Raw genomic sequence first — 20,126 nt, 5'->3', positions numbered from 1 at the left:
CAGTTATTCCAGTTCAGCATGTAAAAAAACATAAGGAGAATCCAAATGAAAGTTGTTCTATTTTGTGGTGGCTTAGGCACCCGACTCAGAGAATATTCTGAAACTATCCCCAAGCCAATGGTTGAAATTGGCTATCGCCCAATTATTTGGCACCTGATGCGATATTACGCTCACTTTGGCCATAAAGAATTTATTTTATGCCTTGGCTATAAAGGAGACTACATTAAGAATTACTTTCTTAACTACGACGAGTGTTTATCCAACAACTTTACCTTATCTAAGGGTGGCAAGGATATTCAACTCCATACCACTGACATAGAAGACTGGAAAATCACCTTTGTTGATACTGGGCTCAATTTAAACATTGGCGAGCGTTTAGCTGCGGTCAAGCCTTATTTAGAAGGAGAAGACACCTTTCTAGCCAATTATTCAGATGGTCTCAGCGATCTTGATCTAAATTTATACCTTGAGTATTTTCAACAACAAAATAAGATTGCCAGCTTTTTAGCCGTGCAACCTTCACAATCATTCCACGTTGTTTCTTTAACCAATGAAGATGGCATCGTGGAAAATATTCGATCGGTGGGTCATTCAGATTTATGGATCAATGGAGGATTCTTTGTACTGAGAAAAGAAATCTTCGACTATATTTCCCCCGGTGAAGAGTTAGTGCTTGAACCATTCCAGCGATTGATTCGAAAACAACAACTGATTGCCTACAGAAATCCTGGTTTTTGGGCCTGTATGGACACTTTAAAAGAAAAGATACTATTTGACGATATGTATGCCAAAGGGAACACTCCATGGGCTGTATGGGAGTCTCACTCAGAAATATTCAGCAATAGCCCAAAGCCTGACCTAAAAATCGCTTAAGTCTTCAAAAATCGTACAATTTTATGATGAAACTCATCGGTAATCATCAGGATAACCATACATTCCGTCGCATTCTTTGCCTGGGTGCCCACAGTGATGACATTGAAATCGGCTGTGGTGGCACCCTCTTGAAATTGATTGACCATTGTCCAGAGATTGAAGTTGATTGGGTGGTTTTCTCGGCAACTGGACATCGAAAAGAGGAGGCCCTAGCCAGTGCAAATAGCTTCCTAAAACCGGTCAACAAGAAAAATATTGTCATTAAAGAATTCAGAGAACGATTTTTTCCATACATTGGCATAGAAATCAAAGAGTTTTTTGATCAGTTAAGCAAGAATTGTTCTCCTGATCTAGTTCTGACCCACTATCGTAATGATTTACATCAAGATCATCGGTTAATCTCTGAACTGACTTGGAATGCCTTTCGCAACCATATGATTTTAGAATATGAGATTCCTAAATATGATGGAGATTTAGGAAATCCCAACTTCTTTGTACATCTTGATGCATTCACTTATCGGCGAAAAATAGATTACCTGATGCAGCATTTTCAAACTCAGTTCAACAAGCAATGGTTTGACGAAGAAACGTTTTCATCAATCCTGAGACTGCGGGGAATTGAGTCAAATGCACCCGATAAATATGCAGAAGCCTTTTATTGTCGCAAGGCTATCTTGATGTAAGCGTCTCGATCGGGTCTCTATGTGCCAACGTCACAGATCCCAAATACTGTCTACCGTATACGGTCCCCCTGGGACTTGCCAAAATGCACCATCCACATAACGACGATTCAAATCCAGCCCCTTAATGGTTTGCATATCCTCTTGTGTCAGCACAACATCAGCCGATGCCAAATTTTGGCGGATACGTTCTGGATTGAAGGACTTGGGAATGACAGCAGTGCCCCGCTGCATAGCCCAGCTCAGGAGAACCTGGGCAGAGGTGACGCCATGGCGCTTAGCAATGGCAGCAATGGTGGGCTCTTTCAGTAAAACTGGCTCATCTTTTGACTTGAGGTTATCAGGGCGCGTCGAGGAACCGAGGGGGGCGTAAGCGGTCAGGTGAATATTGTTGGCCTGACAAAACTCTAACATTGATGGTTGCTGTAAATAGGGATGCAACTCAATCTGGTTTATTTCTGGCTGACGTCGGGCATTATCCAACAGATTTTGTAACTTTGCACTACTAAAGTTTGATACTCCAATATGCTGGCACAGCCCTTTATCCACAAGAGATTCCATTGCTCGCCAGGTGGTCAAAATAGGGAGTGTGTCCAGGGAGATCAGGTGCTCTGCCGTTAGGGGGTCTGAGCTTCCTTTTTTCATGGCCACAGGCCAATGGATAAGATACAGATCTAGATAGTCTAACTGCAAATTGGAGAGAGTCGCTGCCAAGGCGGGTTGTACATCTTCTGGGGCATGGGAATCATTCCACAGTTTGGAGGTGATCCACATTTCTCCTCGGGTGACAACACCTGCTTTAAAGGAATCCGCAAGGGCGCGACCAACAGGGGCTTCGTTGCCATAGATGTGGGCGCAGTCAATGTGGCGATAGCCCGCTGCGATCGCATCCTTAACGGCGCTATACACATCGCCAGGGGCCAATGACCATGGGCCTAACCCCAACAGACGATAACCTGTTGCGATCGCACGCTTAACGGTATGCTGCACACTCCTGGGGGTAGATGTCCATGTGCCTAAGCCCAACATGGGCATTTGATCACCGTTGCTAAACTTGATTGTACTTGCCATCATCCATCGACCTCTAAACGGGAATAGGCGACACTATCACCGCACTCATCCAAACCTCAACAAGAAAATTTTCCTAACGTTAGCTATAAGTAATTGAGTTGCTGACAGCAGCATTAACACGCTATAGGCATATCAATAGAATCAACACTGCGCGCCAGCTGTTGCAACTGTTTCTCCCTCTCAATAACAGCCTGGCTCGGCTGCAAATCAAATGCCGCTAAAACCTCTCGCCAGCGATAGACCCAATCATGCTTGAGTAAAGCATTCACAACATTACGACGCCTAATCCTTTCAAGCCTATCAGGTTGGGCATTGAGCGCTTCAATCACCGCCAGAATATCTTGTTCATAAAGATCTACGTGAACAATGGCATCTTCCCAATCAAAATAACGGGGAAATACATCACCCTTGGGAGGTATGCCCAGCAACACGGTACCCGCAGCGACCGCTTCAAAATAACGACTTCCCATCTCTTGATAACCTCCTGTTTCTTCCAGGGCATCAAACCTGGCATTGACGGCAATATTATATTGACTTCTCTGTAAGAGATTTACTAACTTAGCGCGATGCTCTTGAGGATTGCCAACTTCTAAGTCACGATTGTTGACAGTATCATAATAATAGAAAAAGTTATCGTCTTGCTGAGAACGTTGAAACAATGCTTGATGGGTTTCTGGATGACGACGCCCCACACAACAAACATCTATCATCCTCTGGGGTGGATTGGGATAGGGACAAAACTTAAGGGCATCAATGGCTGGTGCCAGATAATTGCTAGGCAGACCTGTGACGTTTGAGTAAATCTCAACACAGTGGGCGGTCCCTGCAAAAATATGATCAAAATTCTTGAATGGTTCTTGGGCTAAACGCCAGTCATCAAAATTTGGCTTCCATGTTTCCATGATGTAGCAAGCCTTATGGCGACATTTATCACGCCAGTTTTTAATGGTTTCTAGTAAATGGAGTTGCCAAGGATTATCGCAAACGACAAATAGCAAGTCGTATTCGTTTTCTAGTAATACCTTAGTTGGAAATGGCGCAAGAGAACTGGCAATCTTGTCAGAATGCGTCGCGTATTTAGAGAAGCGGTATATTTTTCTAGCCAGGTCGAATTCCTGGGTAGGAGCGTAGAGTTCTGCTCCTTCTAAATCGCAGATAAAGTCCTCAAATTCATACAGCACACAGTTAGCGACTTGAAAGCGAAGGCCTCGTACGGAGGCGACTAAAATACGGGGCTGGTTCTCTCTTTGTTTAACTGAGCTATTGATCAACATAGCTTTTAAATATACTCAACATTAAATATGACGATGATTTAGCAGGGTATCAATTTAGAGTGGAATGTTTTCCCAAGGCTAGAAGACAGACGGTAGACATTAGAATAGAGGGCTTCACTAACGTCTCCTGCTACTTCTTAAGTCTCCATCTACCTAAGCTTTATCGACTTCAGTTGATATCCTTCAAAAGATTGCACGCAGTGCATGGTTAAACCACCGATAACTCCTGGGTAATAAACGTTGCTGCTTGCATAAAGGTTCCTTATTTTAAGGGTAATTAACCTGCCGATGCATTGATTCATAAGAACTGTATAAATCAACAATCGGATCTCAGGAGCTTCTTGGTAAACTTCTTCTAAGGTTCTTCCAGTCTTAAATTTCAATACTGAATTTTTATAGGTTTTGAAGGCGGGAATATGCCTGATGTTTTTTCATTTAGAGCAGTTTGTAGTACCGTTGAAGTTACACCCAGCCAGATCTCAAGTCCTACGACTCCGCCCGACTTGACGTCGCTCAGGGATCGCTAGCAAACACCTTTTAAATATCGGCTATCATGGCCTTAGACCTCTGCTATTGAGATTAATGGCCAAGACAGCTCTAGAATTGAGCCCTGACGAGTGAAAGCAGTTTTCACTGCCTCAGCGGTCTATCACGCCAGAAATCAAAGCACGATGGGAGCAGGCTTGGGAATTGATTCCTAAATTGGCAAAGTTGCTACGAGCAGAATATGGGGCTGAGAAGATTCAAGTTTTTGGTTCGGCTATTAAGCCAGAGTATTTTTCGATGACCTCAGATATTGATCTAGCCGTATGGGGAATGCCTGCTAGTCAGTATTTCTTGGCGGCCACCGCTGATGATGAGTTTGATGAAACGTTTAAGGTTGATATTGTTGATGTTAGATTCTGTCGTCCTGGTTTGATCAAGTTCATCGAAGAAGAAGGCATCGCTGTATGACCGGAAGTTATCTTCGTTTAGCGGACAGAATTCATAGGGAGCTTGGCAGTATTGAAACGGCTTTGCAACGGGCTTATCGGGGTTGGGATGATTTTCAAAGCTCTAGCTATGATTTGCTGATTGATAGCATTTCGCTGAATCTACAGGCAGCCTATAATGGAGTGGAAGTTATATAGCTTTATTCCACGCCGGGTTCAAAACCCGACGCTAATTGAGGGCTGTCTGCTAAAGCGACAAAAGCACTCATGCCTATTTGAGATCCCTTGCAAGTTACTAACCCCTTTCAGTGGGTTTTGATCCTTTTAGCCCCGGGTTTTGAACCCTGGGCGGGTTAACGCTGCCTCGCCAGGTTCAAGAACAGCAACTATTAGACGTAAATCTTGTAATTCACCGACAAAAGAGGCTGAGCCTTTTCACAACCAATAAAACCACTCTGCATCAAACGGCTCTCGTAAGCTGACGTTTCTAGCAGCTGCATCGGTGCTTCAGCCACTGTGTCAGAATTAGCGAAACTAGCTCGATAACATAAAAATTCAACGCACTGTAAAATTTCCCGCAGCCAGGCACCGGATAAAGTCTGAATCAGTTGAATTAGATCGTTGCGATCTTGTTCAAAGCTATCCATACGAAACAGAAATAAATCCGCCACTTATACTTTAACCTAGACCCAAGAAACCGCCTCTGAAAAATGCCCTACATCGATCGATACTAATTTCTGAATTCTAATTGCAGTAGGGTCATGCAGACTCCCATCACCTCATTGCACACTATGAAACAACCTGAAATCACTAAAGAACATCTATTTGACTATGACACTAACAGATTCCACTTCGCCCAACTCATTTATGACATTTTGCTGGGCGATTATGAGGGTCCCGCTCTGCCATTAGAGCAGCTGCATACCATGGGCAAGCCTTCCCATGTCTTGACATTCTCCAATGATCAGAATCTTTATTTTCATCACAAATACTACAATAGCCCCAAGCTTCCCAGGGTGTTAAAGGTCTACCGAGACTTTATCAAGACGGTCATTGCACCACAGTTTGTAGATAGTCACCTGGTCGTCCAGGCAAAACCTACATTTCGCATCCACCTACCGAACAATACCGCCATTCCCGCTGATATTGGTGGTGATTCCACCCGACCTGGATTACACTGCGATGCAGACTATAACCACCCCGACGTCGAAATCAACTTTTGGGTACCGTTTACCCAGTGCTACCCCAGCAACACCTTGTATTTAGAGTCCCAGCCTGGCAAGAAAGATTTCCGGCCCATGGTCCTTAGCAATGGGCAAGTTTTACGGTTCTGGGGTGCCCGTTGCTTGCACCACAATCAAATGAACGAGCAGGGTCCCACCCGTGTATCCTTTGACTTTCGCGTCATGAACAAAAGTGATTGGGATACCCTAGATCCAACATGGCTGAAACAGATGGCCACCGTCCAACACAAGCTGAAACTCACGCTTGGCGATTACTATATGCTGTATAATAAAAGCACTCAACAGTTTTCTCACTGTGAAACTGTTGATGAACACAACACAATGGCAGCACATCCCACTTTAGGCGACTATTTTAGTGCCATGGCCAACACTCCAGAATTAGCGCAAATCAAACAATAACCTAAAAAATCAGACTGCTCGTGTGAAGGGATATCCCTTATTGCTGCAAAAATCTTGATCTGCCTGACATGCCTGACTCAAATAGGTCTTGAATAGCATGGGCAAAAGAGTGCCAGCCGTCAGCAACCGGTCGCAAAGATATACTCAACGACTGCTGCAAAGAGACATTATCTAAGTCGTTTATATCAGCATTAGCAACGGGGCTAACAACAGCCTGGGCATCATGGGCTAGTGCAACCGGCCCAGCTTCTGACAGCTGACTTTTAAGGCTAGCAACTTCAGAATGGGAATTTCCATAACATACCGCTGTCCTCTCTATAACAACAGGCTCAATATAAATCGGAATTTTCAAAACAACAGGAATAACTATTTCGCATCCGTGGGGATAGCGATCAAAATCTAAGGGGGTACCCATAATCTTTACCCGTATAACGATAGAGAATCACTCCCCCTGCTAAGGAGCAAGGGGAAAAGAGGACTTTAGTGATAACCTTTGTTAATACACTCAGGCTTTTTCTCGATCACAACAGGGACAACATAAACAGGTACCTTTAATTTAATCGGTGCACACACCTCACAGGCACGTTTATAGTATTTGTCATACGCCGCAGTATCGAGTTGCATAGTTTCAGTTGCTGTAGTCATTTTTATCACCTACCTTCAAAAAAGAACTGTAATCTGCTAGGAACCGGGAAGAAGATCACGGCATTAAGTGGGCCTTAGACTTTACCCAATGTCTTCTTAATACTTCTTCTCTAAACACTTAGGTTCCTTTTCAATCACAATGGGTTCAATATAAATAGGCGTCTTCAGAACAATGGGAATACAGACTTCGCATGCATGGTTGTAATACTTGTCATAATATGCGTAGTCTTTTGCGACGCCATTAGTTGTGGTACCAGTTGCAACAGTCATAACAAAACCTCAGATAAATTGATATCTAGATCCTAGGCATCGTCAAATCGGGTCACATTACCCGAGCGGGTACCATGGCCATTTTTTCCATTCTCACCGTGTTTTGTGACATTTCTTCAAATGCCATGCAATGCTGAGACCACAACAACTAGCACCTAGCGCACTTAAGCTAAGTGAAATCTCTTTCGGTAGCGATTTATACTTTTATATTCCTGGTGAAACCACAGTTATATTGGCAGGTGATACCCCGCTAAAACTCCACATTATCGGGCGTCCGAGGGAATGGAATCACATCGCGAATGTTCGTCATACCCGTCATAAACTGCACCAGCCGCTCAAATCCTAGACCAAACCCCGCATGGGGTACCGTACCATAGCGACGCAAATCCAAATACCACCAGTAATCATCTTTTGGCAAACCCGCCTCCGTAATACGCTGCTCCAATACATCTAAGCGTTCTTCCCGCTGCGAACCCCCAATAATCTCACCGATGCGGGGAGCCAACACATCCATCGCTGCAACAGTTTTACCCCCATCATTTAGACGCATATAAAACGCCTTAATCTCAGTGGGATAGTCCGTAACAATTACCGGCTTCTTAAAATACTCTTCCGCTAGATAGCGCTCATGCTCAGATTGCATGTCTAAGCCCCAAGAAACTGGATACTCAAATTTCTTGTCACATTTTTCAAGCAGGTTGATAGCGTCCGTATAGGTAATCCGCTCAAACTCATTGTTGATGATGTTATCGGCAGTTTCTAAAACTGTTTTGTCAATCCGCTTGTTGAAGAATTCCATGTCATCGGGGCATGCGTCTAACACATACTTAAAGACAAACTTGAGAAACTCTTCCGCCAGATCCATGTTGCCTTCTAAATCGCAGAAGGCCATCTCTGGCTCCATCATCCAAAACTCTGCCAGATGACGAGAGGTATTTGAATTTTCTGCTCGGAATGTAGGCCCAAAGGTATATACATTCGTAAACGCCATGGCCATGATTTCAGCTTCTAACTGGCCGCTCACAGTCAAATATGTGGGCTTACCAAAAAAGTCCTGGCCATAATCCACTTTGCCATCATCACCCTTGGGCAATTTATCCAGGTTCATGCTGGTAACGGTGAACATTTCCCCCGCCCCTTCGCAGTCACTGGCCGTGAGAATCGGTGTGTGAATCCAGAGAAAGCCTCGGCTTTGGAAAAATTCGTGGATGGCGCTGGCACAGGCATTACGAACACGGAAAACGGCACCGAGGGTGTTGGTACGCGATCGCAAGTGTCCCAATCCTCGCAAAAACTCAAACGAATGCCGCTTTTTCTGTAGCGGATAGGTTTCAGCATCCGACTCACCCACCACATCAAGGCTGCTAGCCTGCAGTTCCACCCGCTGACCTTTACCCGGCGACTCAGCCAGGGTGCCGCTAATCACCACCGAAGCCCCCGTCGTGATCCGCTTCATCGCATCGTCATAGCCATCCAGGCTAACATCCACAATCACCTGAAGCCCCGTCATAGACGAGCCATCATTAATATCCAAAAAACTAAACTTCTTAGAATCACGCTTAGTACGAACCCAACCTTGGATAGTCACAACATCACCAGGGTTGCCAGATTTCAGGATGTGCTTAATACGCTGGGTGGCCATTACCAATATCTATGCCGAAAAATGACTCTATCTAAGGTAACGCAGGCAGCCCCCTTTACCGCCATCATCATCCGTTTTGACTGTAGAAACGTCTCACCCCCCAAACCATCCCCGAAAAAACCATCCCAAAACCATTCCCAACCCCACAAATCGCAGCACCTGCCAAAACGGCTCCTTCAGGTTATTCCAGGACATCAGTTGATTCTCCAGCGTTTCCTCTAGCGTCTCAATTTGCTTTTTCAAACGCTTTAACTCAGCCTGAGGCAAATGCCCCTGGGTCATTTTTGCCTGAGCATCAGCCCGCTGCGCAAACGCCTCACGTACCTCGGTATACCGCTGACGCAACGCATTAAAGTCCTTAGTCGTTTCATCCAAAGCCGTAGCAAAGTCGGTGAGGTCTTGCTCAGTCAGGGGCAGGGACGATTTCATAACGCGACTCGGCTGGGTAGATATAGACTTAAAGTACAGGAGAGGTTCCTCACAAGAAACCCTCGGCAGATCTCAATAGTAGGTATGGATGCAGATCGATATGAAAGCTATCGATCTGCATCCATCAGGTGGAACGTTATCCACCGTCTCGAAAATAAACCATGGACAAGACAACAATGACGTCATCTGTCAATAACACGCTAGATTTAGAAACAGCTGAGCCAAAAGCGCTCGCTCAAGCATTGGCAAAGCAGCTATCCATTAGCCCAATGGATTGGCACCGACTAAACTCCAATCGCCAGATACGAGCAAAGGAGCAGCTCGCAGCAGCTCTCGTATATTTGCTCAACGATAATCCAGAGGAAGCATTGCCACGATTAGAACAGGCCGTTGGCTGGCTTAATCGCAGCATTAAAGCACCACCATGTCCGACCCATGGCGAGCGTAAATAAGCTCCACTGCATCACCTACATTTGCCTGAAATGCCTGATGGGCATTACCGCCATTTACCGCAATTTCGACATAACCATGGCTACCAACCAGGGCAAGCGCTTCACCTAACTCCATGCGACCATAGGTGGGGCAGTAAGGACAAATATATGTACCCAGCTGCACATACCAAAGCTGGCTAGTCAGCTCATCCCCTGGAATGGTAGTCACCAAATTGCCAAAATGATCGATATACTGAAGGCTGCCGCGATACCCCTGGTCCGTTACTACCGCATGATTGATATTCAGACTCACCAGACTAGATACTGGTAGCGACGTACCTAACTCGCCTATAGGAATCCCATTCGCTAAATGCGCAGCCGTAGGCGCAAATATATCGCGACCGTGGAAAGTATTGCTAGGCTCAGGAGTGTACCAATAATCAGGATTCGTTAGCGCTGTCACTGCCTTAATCGCAAAGCCTGTCAGAATGCCATTATCTGGCGCAATAATGGTTTGCAGCCCAGCAGGTACACTAACTTCAGCCGCAATTGCAGCTCGCTGCGTCCCCACCCCCGGATCAACAACCACAACATGGATAGTGCCTACAGGGAAATACAAGTAGCTCGTTATTAAATTAAATCGAGCCGCTAAGATAGCCTGAGGTTGAAGCCCATGGGTGAGATCTATTATCTGACTTTGGGGGCTGATACTAGCAATTACCCCCTTCATTACACCAACATAGCTATCCCTGTGGCCAAAGTCCGTTAGCAATGTGATCACACCCATAGGGCTGCCACTCCCAAAGTGATACGTTTTCCCCAATGAGTAACCCCTTAGCACACTGTGTAGACGCCTTAGCGCTCAATGCAATTGAGCGTCACATCTTTATATGTGCAGATCAAACTAACCCCAAATGCTGTGACAAGGCTAATAGTATCGATGCCTGGAACTATCTCAAACAAAGATTGCAAGAACTGAAGCTAGATAGACCAACTAAAGAACGACCCAGCTGCATTTTTCGCACCAAGGCCAACTGCCTTCGCGTCTGCCAGAAAGGACCTATTCTAGTGGTTTATCCTGACGGTGTTTGGTACCACAGCGCCACACCAGAGGTCATAGAACGCATTATTCAAGAGCACCTTATTGGGAATCAGGTTGTTGAAGACTACGCCTTCCTGAAAAACCCCTTACCCGATGTAAATAAGTACCGAACAATCCGTGATCCTATTGACTAATTGGGAACAATTGATTTGAGCATATGGGTTAAGCAGTTGATATAAGCGCAATTGCTGTATTCCAATCCATGGGTAACAAAAATTTAATTATGTACAACCTTGCTATAAATTTAACTGGGCTTAATAAAACAACCCTGATTGACTATAGTCCGTACAGTATCATCAACAGAGGCGTATACAAACTAATACGAGGACTTTAGAAATCCTTCAACCCCTGATGTACTAGATATGATCTAGTAACTATCTAATACGTTTTGGATTTATCTTTTATCATCCTATTCCCATAGACTTCGAGTAACACGAGTACACGGCATGAAAGAAAATACCACTGGCGATCAAAAGAAGCTTTTACTGATAGATGACGATCCAAATCTCATCTTGCTTGTAAGAGATTACTTAGAGTTTCGAGGTTATCAAGTTGTCACAGCGGGCAATGGTCGCGAAGCTCTTGATGTATTGGGTGGATTAGTGCCCGACATGATTATCTGCGATGTCATGATGCCTGAAATGGATGGCTACGCCTTTGTCGAACAGGTTCGCCAAGATCCGGGTAAGAGTTGGATTCCCATTCTATTCTTATCTGCCAAAGGGCAAAGTCAGGACAGGGTCAAAGGCTTAACCACTGGCGCTGATGTTTACATGGTAAAACCATTTGAGCCAGAAGAGCTAGTAGCCCAGGTAGAATCTTCCCTCAAGCAAGCGTCCCGTTTGATTCATCATCAGACCAAAGCTGGCGGCAGCGCTCCGACCATTCAAGTCCCCTTTGATGTAGAGCTTACTCCCACAGAGTTAAAAGTAGTGCAGTTTGTGGCGCGAGGCATGGCAAACCGCGAAATTGCTGAAGAACTTAAAGTCAGCCAGCGCACCATTGAGAGCCATGTCAGCAATATGCTTGGCAAAACTGGCCTACACAACCGTACCGAACTAGCCCGCTGGGCTATGGAAAATAACAAGGCTTAATTCCCTTAAAGCTACAAAATAGGGCAGGTTATTTGCCGTGGATCTGCCCCTTATTTTTGACTAACCAAATTAAGTTCGATAGTTCTTGACTTAAGGGCATCAAATCCCGTTATAATACGGAAGCTTCGCTGGTGTAGCTCAGTTGGTAGAGCAGCTGATTTGTAATCAGCCGGTCGTCCGTTCGAGTCGGATCACCAGCTTTTTTATGAGAATCTTGTATGCAGAGGATTTCAACATCTCAAATTAGCCATCAAATCTAGAGTTTTGATGGCTAATTTTCACTTGATTTTCGATATAAATTAGGAGCTAGAAGCTTCTGTCATCGAAGGTTTCAGCGAAATTAGTACAGTAATTAGCACAGAAATCAGTAGTGACCGCTAAAACAACCTGACAGCATACATTACAGCCTTATTGTCCCCGGTGACAGCTTCGCTTCAATTACCTATACCACTCAAACTCCGAAATGGTGGCTTCCATCAGAAAATGTAGAAGGGCAGTTGTCACTGCCTAAAAAATTGCACAATTCATAGCCTGAAAGCCCTAAGTTAATATTCTATTTTTGAGGATACCTCAAGCAACTATTGGTCGTTTAGCAATGGGTTTGGAGGACATCATTTCGCATGCGAGTAATTTACTTAAGGGCACCTCTATTTATTTGATTTTTGAAGAATCGAGTCTCAAATGAGACTGTCATTGAGCTTTTTTTCTGGAGTCTCAATGAACCAAAACTGGCAAAATTCATTTATTCCATCCGTTTTTAGCTCTGATAATTCTGGTGTTTAGGCGGCTGCTTCGGCGATGTTTTCCTTTTGCCAAAAGACATAGCGTTTAAGATTGTAGGTCAATTTTTTTAGCCCGAGCATGGCTTTGGATCTGGCAAACCCAATCGTGCGAATGACTTTGCCTTCCATCTCATTGACCATCGCGCCAAACAGCTGTTGCAAGATCAACAGCTTTACAACACGATGACATCTATCGGGGGACGACCTGCTTTACTCTTTTGGGGCTTCGCATACGCGCTTGCTAAGATCGGTCGAAACTCATCCCATGGAATCATTGCATCCAAGCAGACCAACAGATCTTTCTTGGACTCCAGTTTTTGATGGCGCGTCTCAACATCCCAAAATCCCTGTTGTCCCATGAAATAACTGCCTGCCCTTAATATTAATGAAATTGAAAATAATGAAGGTAGGTCTCGAGATGAGGAAATTTTAATAGATAGCAATCTATTGACGACCAATCCATTGACGACCAATCCATTTCCACAGGTCTCCTGTGGAGACGATAGACCATCAGATCCGAGCCTGTATCCGATTAAGATGTATCCAATATACATCGATGACACTGATGAAAATTTGCAACGAGTTAGAGGAGAATTTTGCAACGATGCTTTTGTAAATAGGCAAGCTGGGAAGATACAAGTAGCAAGCTTCCATAAAAGAGATTTGGGACATTATTTCCATATCTTAATGGAGCAGAAGTTTGGGAATGCATACACAGGGGAAGCTAGTGTTTACTCTTCTCCAAATGATACAGATCCTGAAATCTTGACTAATTGACTCCTACAAAAACAACACAACAAACTTTAGAAGGACCTGAGCCAAAGCTGTGATGCCCACCACCATCCTTGCAGTCGCTAGTTGAGCAATGGCATTGGGTTCAATCAGCGATTGCAACAAGACCAACAAGCCTACCATGATGCTCTCGGGCAGATTAGCCAAATTATCCATCCCCTCACCTTAGCTAACCTGTTGTGCTCAATAAAGCAGCTAATTTTAACCATGAATTTTGTTTCGCTAAATGTGTCAATTTCCTTTATGGTTATTGGCGAGTGATTAGTACTAACCACTCGTAACTCGCTCCAAACATCATGATTGGTCTATGGCTCGACGTTCTCTGCGTAAGTATTTAAGTTGTTTAACGGCATTCATTATAGGTAGCTCTTGCTCAACCCAAGTTCAGGTTATAGCCCCTGCTTTATCGAATCCGCTACCGCCACCGCCACCATTGCTCTTACCTAACGGGAGACCGAATTTAATACCGTTGCCAACAGCCCAGGAAATCTGGAAATGTGAGGTTGTGGTTATCGGTGGTTCCCTTGGGGGGGTAGCAGCTGCATACCATGCTATGCAGGCTGGGACCACTACCTGTCTTATTGAACTTACCCCCTGGCTAGGAGGGCAGATTAGCTCGCAAGGGGTATCAGCAATTGATGCATCCAGAGCAATGTGGGCTTATCAGAGCTTTGCGCCTAGTTGGCGAACCTTTAAGCAAAAAATTGCTCAGCAAACAGTGACCTTGCCAGAATGGACGGGGCGAGCCACTGTAACTGTCAATGATGTGAATTCATGCTGGGTAAGCAGGCTGTGCTTTGTACCAAAAGCGGGTGCTACTGCTGCCCAGCAACATTTAGAAAATGTGTTACCAAAAGCACCTAAAAGCCGTTGGCAAACTCAAACGGCTTTTAAGGGAGCAACATTTGATGATAGTGGTCAGGAAATAGTTGCCATTCATGCTATACAGCGTATTCCCAAAGAATCAAATTACATGCCCATGGGGCGACTATCTCAAGAGTTGGCCAGCTGGTATGCTTGGTCTGCAGATGACACATTTGAGAAAGTACCGTTGCGATTAGAGCCTCCTAAGGGAAAGCGCATGATTGTCATTGATGCTACTGATACAGGAGAATTTGTGGGCTGGGCAAATCTGCCCCATCGATTGGGATCAGAAGCTAAAACGACCACTGGAGAGGTGAACGGGGCCCAAAAAGATAACCCACAGTGTACTCAGGCATTTACGTACCCTTTTGTAGTGGCTATTCATGATGATGGAGGTAAAAGCCTAGCGGTTTTAGAACAAACATTACAACAATATCCGCCATTCTATGCGTCTCATGAGCATGAAAAAATATTTGAAATGGAGGGATTTCCCTTTTTTGAAGGTCGTAGCTTTTTTAACTATCGTCGGATTGTGAGTAATACTCGAAACAGTCCATTTTACTCTGTGCCTGTTCGGGGTGATATGACGATGGTAAATTGGAATCGCGGAAATGATTGGTCCTGGATGGACCCACCTCTAATTTACACGGCAGAGCAAGTGAAAAGAAGTGGTCAACAACAAAATTGGTTGGGAGGGATCTCGACCATAGCTTTGCGCCATGGTGAAGATCACGCTTTATTATTCGCTCGCTGGTTACTTAAAACCCAGTCAAAACCCCATCTCCCATTAAGTTATTTAATGGGAGATGAGGCTTATATGGGGACTCAATCAGGGTTGAGTTTGGTTCCGTATATCCGTGAAGGTCGACGTATTTTAGGTCGTGCTGCTTACGGTGACAAAGCATTTTTAATGCGTGAAGCTGACGTAAGAAATGACCAAGTTGGTGGTCGTGATTTTACACCGACTACAGTAGCAGTGACTCACTATGATGTCGATATCCATGGTTGCCGCTATCGAAATGGTGCTCCTACTGGGGAAGCGGTCACTGCTCCTGCTGCAGGATTTGTTGTACGTCCGGTACAGATTCCCCTGGAGAGTATGATCCCCCAGGAAATTAATAATTTGCTGATAGGTGGTAAGAGTCTTGCTGTGAGCCATATTGTGAATGCGGTTACCCGAGTTCACACGAGTGAGTGGGGTGTGGGTGCTGCAGCCGGAACCACCTCGGCTTGGCTGGCCAAACGTCCTGACCTAACGCCAGCTGATATTGTTAAGCAAGGGCATATGACCAAACTGCAGGAACAAATGTTAAGTCAGAATCTGCGATTAACATGGTAATAGTAGAGAATCCTTTCATACTCTTCCTCCTCGCAGCGCTTCCATACATCTGAGACTCACTGGCTATGATGATAGAGTAGCTGATTAACGGTCAGCTCATCTAGTGCTTGACAGAATTTTGCACGAAAAATACTTCAAAAAAGTAGCACAAAAAGTAGCGCAGCACTTTTCACTATTGTGTTGTTGTTTCAACCGCCCTATTCGCCTGAAGTCAATCCGATTGAGCGCGTGTGGCTAGAGTTGAAACGCTATGTGCAATGGCAGCACTTCACCAGTCTGGAGGACTTACAAAACAAGGGGAGTCAGTGGGTGGCTCAACTTACTCCAGAACAGATTAAATCTCTTACGCAGTGGGACTGGATTGTAGATGCACTATGTGTAGCTGGTCTTTAGAGAATTGATATTAGCTCTTGAGCATTTCTTTTGTAATCAGCTGGTCGTCAGTTCGAGTCGGATCACCAGCTTTCTAGTGGTAATGGTGGTTTAAATAATTAGGGAATGCCCTCGAGTTTTCTCTGGTTGATGTCTTAACGTAACTTCTGAAGAGAGGTCAGAAGTTCCTACTCAGCCACTTATCCCCTGCTACATTTCCCGTCTATCATTCTTACATCTATGCCCCATCACCAAACGCCCATCTGCCAGTTGGTAAATGCCCTCTGGTTCTTGGAGTGTTTGGGAGACGTCAGCTTCGGGGGAGAGTTGAACTGTGCCAGTGTCGTAACTACTAAGCCCTAAGGTTTCTGTTGGCTGTTGGGGAAGGCCATCGTTGCCAGTGATGACAAAGGCGCTGTCGGCGTTATTGCTGCGGGCAATGCAGCTGGAGGCGACTAGCTGATCGGCATTGATAAAGTTATCGGGGAGTTCATCTATAGCTTGGGTTTGTTCGAAGTCGGCATTGAGGTTGATGGAGCCTGACTGGCCTGCTTGGGAGCTGGCGCTGATGTCGCTGGAAACGTTGGCACGGAGTTCGTCGGTGGTTTGGAAGATGCCTTGCTCGGTGAAGCCAAAGATGCCTGCTGCGTTGATCGCAATGTTGCCGCCGTCACCCCCCACAGCATTGGCAATGATGTCGCTGTTTTCATCGGGAAACGTGAGCACAAAATTTGCATCTAGGGTGATGTTGCCGCCGCTGCCGCTGCCAGGGGTTTCATTGGTGGATTCAGCATTGATAAAACTGCCCCAACGTAGAATAATGCCCTTATCAACAAGAAAGTTAATGTTTCCTCCCCCTGCAGTAGATGCCGTTTGAGCAGATAGTTCAACACCATCATTCAAAAGTACCGAGTCGGCAACAATGTTGAGATTGCCAGCCGCTCCAGTGTTAATTCCCAAACTTTCAGTAGTTAAATCTCCTGCCCCTTGAATTGTCAGAGCGCCATCACTGGTGATAATTAAATCTCCACCGGTTTCTTGACTAGCGGTTAGAGTATCGATCGAGCCATTTTCCGACAGGAGCACACTTAGATCATCACCAGGGTTAGATTGGATGAGTAAGATTCCTGCTTTACCATTCCCGTTAGTAAAGGTAGTTAAAGAAGCTCCATCCAGCACAGAGAGATTACTAGTAGTAATAGAAATACCATCACTGTTACCAATAGCATCTGAAAAGACGGCACTGCTAATAAAGGAATCTGTTCCATCAACTATGACATCACCGGTTGCAGTAATCTTCATCTGTCCCGAGTTGCCTTCTCCAAACGTACTGGAACTGACCACTGCAGCGTTCAGCACAGAGAGATTATCTGTCGTAATCAACACCCCGCCACTATCACCAATCCCATCTTGAGCAACTGTACTGCCAACAAAGGAATCTGTTCCATCAACTATGACATCACCGGTTGCAGTAATCTTTATCTGTCCCGAGTTTCCCTCTCCAAACGTACTGGCACTCACTACTGCAGCATTTAGCACAGAGAGGTTGTCTGTTGTAATCAATACTCCACCACTATCACCAATCCCACCTGAAATAACTTCACTAACAATGGAGGAAAGCGTTCCATCAACTATTACATCACCGGTTGCCATAATCTTTATCTGTCCCGAGTCGCCCTTTCCAATCGTATTAGCACTGACCGCAGCATCATTCAGCACAGAGAGATTATCTGTCGTAATCAACACCCCGCCACTATCACCAATCCCATCTTGAGCAACTGCAGTGCTAATCAAAGAAGATGCTCCATCAACTATGACATCGCCAGTCGCTATAATCTTTACTTGTCCCGAATCACCCTCTCCAAACGTAGTGGCATTAATCAGTGCAGCATTCAGTACAGAGAGATTATCTACTGTAATCAACACGCCGCCACTATTGCCAATCCCATCTTGAGCGACTGTACTACCAATAAAGGAATCTGTTCCATCAACTACGACATTTCCGGTTGCCATAATCTCCACCTGCCCTGAGTTTCCTCGTCCGAACGTACTGGCACTGATCGCCCCAGTATTCAGCACAGAGAGATTACCTGTTGTAATCAACACGCCGTTACTATTGCCAATCCCACCTGGGATGACCTCACTCACAATGGAGGAAAATCTTCCATCAACCACAATATTACCGGTCGCTATAATCTCCACCTGTCCCGAGTTTCCCTCTCCACCAGTACTAGCACCGATCCCAGCGTTATTCAGTACAGAAAGATTACCTGTCCTAATCAATACGCCGCCACTATTGCCAATCGCACCTGAAACGACTTCACTCACAACAAAGGAAAATATTCCATCAACTACGACATCACCGATCGCCGTAATCTCCACCTGACCCGCATTGCCCTCTCCAAAGGTACTGGCACTGATTACACCAAAGCTATTAACGAATAAATTGCGGGTAATAATACTTACATTCCCTCCTTCTACACTAGAACCACGTAATACGTCGGTATCAAGCAGCCCTCTTCTAACAAGCACAAAGTTTCCTGCTGACTGCGAGGTCTCTAAAATAATGTTGCCACCACCTGATTGCCCCAATCGAGCACTAAGCACTCCAATAGCCGAGGCTCGAAGCGTCAAATCATTCTCGCTAAAAGCATTTACATTATCCGCAACAATAATAAAGTTGGTTGCTTCCAGTGTTAGATCGTTCAAAGCCAATAACGCTTCCACTGTCTCCGGTGTCAGGTGACTATTTTGATCTTCATCCTCTAGTCCACCATATAAAAAATCAGTCAACACTCCATCAGCTTGCTCAATAGTGATATATCCTGCATCAGGTGTATCTGCAATGAGAATATTTACCGGATCCAACAACAGTTGTCCCGACTCTCCCTGCGTTGCCTGAGTATTCACCAGGCCAGAAAAATCTAAGAGTCTCAGGGCTGAGACCTCAACAAAACCACCATCTCCCTCCTGCGGTCCACCTTGCGCGCTAATACTCCCCTCAAACCGAGTTGCATCATCTGCCCAAACAATCACTCGGCCTCCATCACCGCTTGTCAAAGCATCTGCAACGAAATCGCCTCTGCCGTCGATGCATAAAATGAACCATTCACATCCAGTGTCGACGCTTCACCAAAGACAATTCCATTAGGGTTCAATAAAAACAGATTGGCATCTCCCAAAACGCCCAACCGCCCCAAAATAGCCGATGGCTTATCCCCAGTCACCCGCGTCAGAATAGATTCCACATTCGTCGGATTGACAAAAAACACTTCGTGGCCTTCTGCAACATTAAACTCCCAAAAGCTGTGGAAAAGATTGCCCTCCCGAACGACGCCACCTTCAACTAGCTGGATGAGCGAATCTAAACTGTTCACTACTGAACTTTCAGCCCCCAGCGTATTATCGGGAATCACTCCACCGTCGGCCCGTGCTGGCCAGGCTAGGGTAGACTCTATCATTAAGAAAGTGCTTAATAACCAGACGTTCCATAGCCCCTGCTTCCATTGCAAGCCACTTTTTATCACTGGAGATTCCTCAACGCTTTGAGATTGTATAGGTAAAATCAGACTCTAGAAAGACCAATGTCTGACACTGTAGCCTGAACTTACTACAGCGTGAATCTTTTTTGGTTGAGATGGTGCGATCTCAAGGGCGAAATCATCCCCACTGGAGCAGAGGCCAAGAAACTGAATGCAACGCGCAGACAGGCTAGCCGAACGCCTACAGGCCATGGGAGTTAACCTCGACGAAGTTTGAATTCACGGATCTAGGTGAAGTTCCATTTTTAGTACAAGAGTAGAGCAGTTGAGTAATGATCAGCTCATTTATTTCTCGACGAATTCTTTACGAAAGATGGCTCAAAAAATTAGTACAAGAATAGCCCTATGT

Annotated in this window: 22 protein-coding genes and 1 tRNA gene; 11 read left to right on the top strand and 12 right to left on the bottom strand. The window is 45.2% G+C overall.

The features are described 5' to 3' along the window. Positions 1-45 precede the first annotated feature (45 nt). The gene (locus tag QGP82_RS20790; RefSeq protein WP_163670120.1) at positions 46-873 is read left to right on the top strand and encodes a glucose-1-phosphate cytidylyltransferase; all 828 of its coding nucleotides are present in this window, start codon (positions 46-48) and stop codon (positions 871-873) included. A 23-nt stretch (positions 874-896) separates the two neighbouring features. Further along, on the top strand, positions 897-1,556 hold the full coding sequence (locus QGP82_RS20785; RefSeq protein WP_499060845.1) for a PIG-L deacetylase family protein: 660 nt from the start codon (positions 897-899) through the stop codon (positions 1,554-1,556). Positions 1,557-1,586: 30 nt separating this feature from the next. Here QGP82_RS20785 and QGP82_RS20780 read toward each other — a convergent pair whose 3' ends face one another. Continuing rightward, positions 1,587-2,624 carry an aldo/keto reductase gene (locus QGP82_RS20780; protein WP_499060883.1) on the bottom strand — a complete coding sequence of 346 codons (1,038 nt, stop codon included), beginning with the start codon at positions 2,622-2,624 and terminating at the stop codon, positions 1,587-1,589. 113 nt (positions 2,625-2,737) lie between these two features. Further along, the gene (locus tag QGP82_RS20775; protein WP_499060844.1) at positions 2,738-3,898 is read right to left on the bottom strand and encodes a glycosyltransferase; all 1,161 of its coding nucleotides are present in this window, start codon (positions 3,896-3,898) and stop codon (positions 2,738-2,740) included. A gap of 690 nt (positions 3,899-4,588) precedes the next feature. Between QGP82_RS20775 and QGP82_RS20770 the strand changes: the two genes are divergently transcribed. Beyond that, a complete protein-coding gene (locus QGP82_RS20770; RefSeq protein ID WP_499060843.1) occupies positions 4,589-4,852 on the top strand; it encodes a nucleotidyltransferase family protein in 264 nt (87 codons plus the stop codon). Further along, positions 4,849-5,028: a hypothetical protein gene (locus QGP82_RS20765; RefSeq protein ID WP_499060842.1), complete on the top strand. Its 180-nt coding sequence runs from the start codon at positions 4,849-4,851 to the stop codon at positions 5,026-5,028. Before QGP82_RS20770 ends, QGP82_RS20765 begins: the two co-directional genes overlap by 4 nt. A 191-nt stretch (positions 5,029-5,219) precedes the next feature. Here the strand turns inward: QGP82_RS20765 and QGP82_RS20760 are convergent, their stop codons facing one another. Continuing rightward, positions 5,220-5,501 carry a hypothetical protein gene (locus QGP82_RS20760; protein WP_499060841.1) on the bottom strand — a complete coding sequence of 94 codons (282 nt, stop codon included), beginning with the start codon at positions 5,499-5,501 and terminating at the stop codon, positions 5,220-5,222. A gap of 120 nt (positions 5,502-5,621) precedes the next feature. Between QGP82_RS20760 and QGP82_RS20755 the strand changes: the two genes are divergently transcribed. Then, positions 5,622-6,473 (top strand): hypothetical protein, encoded by an 852-nt coding sequence (locus QGP82_RS20755; RefSeq protein ID WP_499060840.1) that lies wholly within the window; start codon positions 5,622-5,624, stop codon positions 6,471-6,473. A 37-nt stretch (positions 6,474-6,510) separates the two neighbouring features. Here the strand turns inward: QGP82_RS20755 and QGP82_RS20750 are convergent, their stop codons facing one another. The 4 genes from QGP82_RS20750 to QGP82_RS20735 all read right to left on the bottom strand — a co-directional run bounded on the left by QGP82_RS20750 (position 6,511) and on the right by QGP82_RS20735 (position 9,459). Further along, positions 6,511-6,888 (bottom strand): hypothetical protein, encoded by a 378-nt coding sequence (locus tag QGP82_RS20750; protein WP_163661772.1) that lies wholly within the window; start codon positions 6,886-6,888, stop codon positions 6,511-6,513. A 326-nt stretch (positions 6,889-7,214) separates the two neighbouring features. Further along, entirely contained in the window at positions 7,215-7,388 is a 174-nt protein-coding gene (locus tag QGP82_RS20745) for a hypothetical protein (RefSeq protein ID WP_006517724.1), read from the bottom strand. A gap of 250 nt (positions 7,389-7,638) precedes the next feature. Beyond that, complete coding sequence (gene asnS, locus QGP82_RS20740; protein WP_499060839.1) at positions 7,639-9,030, bottom strand: asparagine--tRNA ligase; 1,392 nt, start codon at positions 9,028-9,030, stop codon at positions 7,639-7,641. A gap of 93 nt (positions 9,031-9,123) precedes the next feature. Continuing rightward, positions 9,124-9,459, bottom strand: a complete 336-nt coding sequence (locus QGP82_RS20735) for a sll0565 family protein (protein WP_163697056.1) — start codon at positions 9,457-9,459, stop codon at positions 9,124-9,126. Between the two features lie 176 nt (positions 9,460-9,635). Here QGP82_RS20735 and QGP82_RS20730 point away from each other — a divergent pair, with 176 nt between their 5' ends. Next, a complete protein-coding gene (locus QGP82_RS20730; protein ID WP_499060882.1) occupies positions 9,636-9,911 on the top strand; it encodes a DUF6439 family protein in 276 nt (91 codons plus the stop codon). On the opposite strand, the gene QGP82_RS20725 is transcribed toward QGP82_RS20730, so the two are convergent. Beyond that, on the bottom strand, positions 9,871-10,677 hold the full coding sequence (locus QGP82_RS20725) for an SAM hydrolase/SAM-dependent halogenase family protein (protein WP_499060838.1): 807 nt from the start codon (positions 10,675-10,677) through the stop codon (positions 9,871-9,873). The genes QGP82_RS20730 and QGP82_RS20725 overlap by 41 nt on opposite strands. A 35-nt stretch (positions 10,678-10,712) precedes the next feature. Between QGP82_RS20725 and QGP82_RS20720 the strand changes: the two genes are divergently transcribed. The 3 genes from QGP82_RS20720 (at position 10,713) to QGP82_RS20710 (ending at position 12,286) form a co-directional block, all read left to right on the top strand. Next, positions 10,713-11,126, top strand: a complete 414-nt coding sequence (locus QGP82_RS20720; RefSeq protein ID WP_499060837.1) for a (2Fe-2S) ferredoxin domain-containing protein — start codon at positions 10,713-10,715, stop codon at positions 11,124-11,126. Positions 11,127-11,438: 312 nt separating this feature from the next. Next, on the top strand, positions 11,439-12,086 hold the full coding sequence (locus QGP82_RS20715; protein ID WP_006517731.1) for a response regulator transcription factor: 648 nt from the start codon (positions 11,439-11,441) through the stop codon (positions 12,084-12,086). A gap of 127 nt (positions 12,087-12,213) precedes the next feature. Beyond that, positions 12,214-12,286: transfer RNA gene (locus QGP82_RS20710), tRNA-Thr, on the top strand. 579 nt (positions 12,287-12,865) lie between these two features. On the opposite strand, the gene QGP82_RS20705 is transcribed toward QGP82_RS20710, so the two are convergent. Then, on the bottom strand, positions 12,866-13,030 hold the full coding sequence (locus QGP82_RS20705) for a hypothetical protein (RefSeq protein ID WP_163663011.1): 165 nt from the start codon (positions 13,028-13,030) through the stop codon (positions 12,866-12,868). A 618-nt stretch (positions 13,031-13,648) separates the two neighbouring features. Then, positions 13,649-13,816, bottom strand: a complete 168-nt coding sequence (locus QGP82_RS20700) for a hypothetical protein (protein WP_499060836.1) — start codon at positions 13,814-13,816, stop codon at positions 13,649-13,651. A gap of 151 nt (positions 13,817-13,967) precedes the next feature. On the opposite strand from QGP82_RS20700, the gene QGP82_RS20695 reads away from it, so the two are divergent. Continuing rightward, on the top strand, positions 13,968-15,863 hold the full coding sequence (locus tag QGP82_RS20695) for an FAD-dependent oxidoreductase (RefSeq protein WP_499060835.1): 1,896 nt from the start codon (positions 13,968-13,970) through the stop codon (positions 15,861-15,863). Between the two features lie 177 nt (positions 15,864-16,040). Continuing rightward, positions 16,041-16,256 (top strand): transposase, encoded by a 216-nt coding sequence (locus QGP82_RS20690; RefSeq protein ID WP_163668511.1) that lies wholly within the window; start codon positions 16,041-16,043, stop codon positions 16,254-16,256. A 189-nt stretch (positions 16,257-16,445) separates the two neighbouring features. Here the strand turns inward: QGP82_RS20690 and QGP82_RS20685 are convergent, their stop codons facing one another. Together QGP82_RS20685 and QGP82_RS20680 are read right to left on the bottom strand one after the other, a co-directional pair. After that, positions 16,446-19,271: a beta strand repeat-containing protein gene (locus QGP82_RS20685; protein WP_499060834.1), complete on the bottom strand. Its 2,826-nt coding sequence runs from the start codon at positions 19,269-19,271 to the stop codon at positions 16,446-16,448. A 20-nt stretch (positions 19,272-19,291) separates the two neighbouring features. Next, positions 19,292-19,696: a two-partner secretion domain-containing protein gene (locus QGP82_RS20680; RefSeq protein WP_499060833.1), complete on the bottom strand. Its 405-nt coding sequence runs from the start codon at positions 19,694-19,696 to the stop codon at positions 19,292-19,294. Positions 19,697-20,126: the final 430 nt, after the last annotated feature.

Source organism: Leptothoe sp. LEGE 181152 (assembly GCF_032906605.1).
GTDB lineage: Bacteria > Cyanobacteriota > Cyanobacteriia > Phormidesmidales > Phormidesmidaceae > Leptothoe > Leptothoe turfae.
The sequence above is the reverse complement of the archived record's forward strand: the minus strand, read 5'-3'. Positions and strand labels throughout refer to the sequence as shown.

Bases quoted from the DNA above. Each gene is read 5' to 3' on its own strand.
- QGP82_RS20780 (WP_499060883.1), bottom strand. From the start codon at position 2,624: ATGGCAAGTACAATCAAGTTTAGCAACGGTGATCAAATGCCCATGTTG.
- QGP82_RS20745 (WP_006517724.1), bottom strand. From the start codon at position 7,388: ATGACTGTTGCAACTGGTACCACAACTAATGGCGTCGCAAAAGACTAC.
- QGP82_RS20755 (WP_499060840.1), top strand. From the start codon at position 5,622: ATGAAACAACCTGAAATCACTAAAGAACATCTATTTGACTATGACACT.
- QGP82_RS20730 (WP_499060882.1), top strand. From the start codon at position 9,636: ATGACGTCATCTGTCAATAACACGCTAGATTTAGAAACAGCTGAGCCA.
- QGP82_RS20790 (WP_163670120.1), top strand. From the start codon at position 46: ATGAAAGTTGTTCTATTTTGTGGTGGCTTAGGCACCCGACTCAGAGAA.
- QGP82_RS20725 (WP_499060838.1), bottom strand. From the start codon at position 10,677: ATGGGTGTGATCACATTGCTAACGGACTTTGGCCACAGGGATAGCTAT.
- QGP82_RS20695 (WP_499060835.1), top strand. From the start codon at position 13,968: ATGGCTCGACGTTCTCTGCGTAAGTATTTAAGTTGTTTAACGGCATTC.
- QGP82_RS20785 (WP_499060845.1), top strand. From the start codon at position 897: ATGATGAAACTCATCGGTAATCATCAGGATAACCATACATTCCGTCGC.
- QGP82_RS20700 (WP_499060836.1), bottom strand. From the start codon at position 13,816: ATGGATAATTTGGCTAATCTGCCCGAGAGCATCATGGTAGGCTTGTTG.
- QGP82_RS20775 (WP_499060844.1), bottom strand. From the start codon at position 3,898: ATGTTGATCAATAGCTCAGTTAAACAAAGAGAGAACCAGCCCCGTATT.
- QGP82_RS20680 (WP_499060833.1), bottom strand. From the start codon at position 19,696: ATGATAGAGTCTACCCTAGCCTGGCCAGCACGGGCCGACGGTGGAGTG.
- QGP82_RS20720 (WP_499060837.1), top strand. From the start codon at position 10,713: ATGAGTAACCCCTTAGCACACTGTGTAGACGCCTTAGCGCTCAATGCA.
- QGP82_RS20715 (WP_006517731.1), top strand. From the start codon at position 11,439: ATGAAAGAAAATACCACTGGCGATCAAAAGAAGCTTTTACTGATAGAT.
- QGP82_RS20735 (WP_163697056.1), bottom strand. From the start codon at position 9,459: ATGAAATCGTCCCTGCCCCTGACTGAGCAAGACCTCACCGACTTTGCT.
- asnS (WP_499060839.1), bottom strand. From the start codon at position 9,030: ATGGCCACCCAGCGTATTAAGCACATCCTGAAATCTGGCAACCCTGGT.
- QGP82_RS20765 (WP_499060842.1), top strand. From the start codon at position 4,849: ATGACCGGAAGTTATCTTCGTTTAGCGGACAGAATTCATAGGGAGCTT.
- QGP82_RS20750 (WP_163661772.1), bottom strand. From the start codon at position 6,888: ATGGGTACCCCCTTAGATTTTGATCGCTATCCCCACGGATGCGAAATA.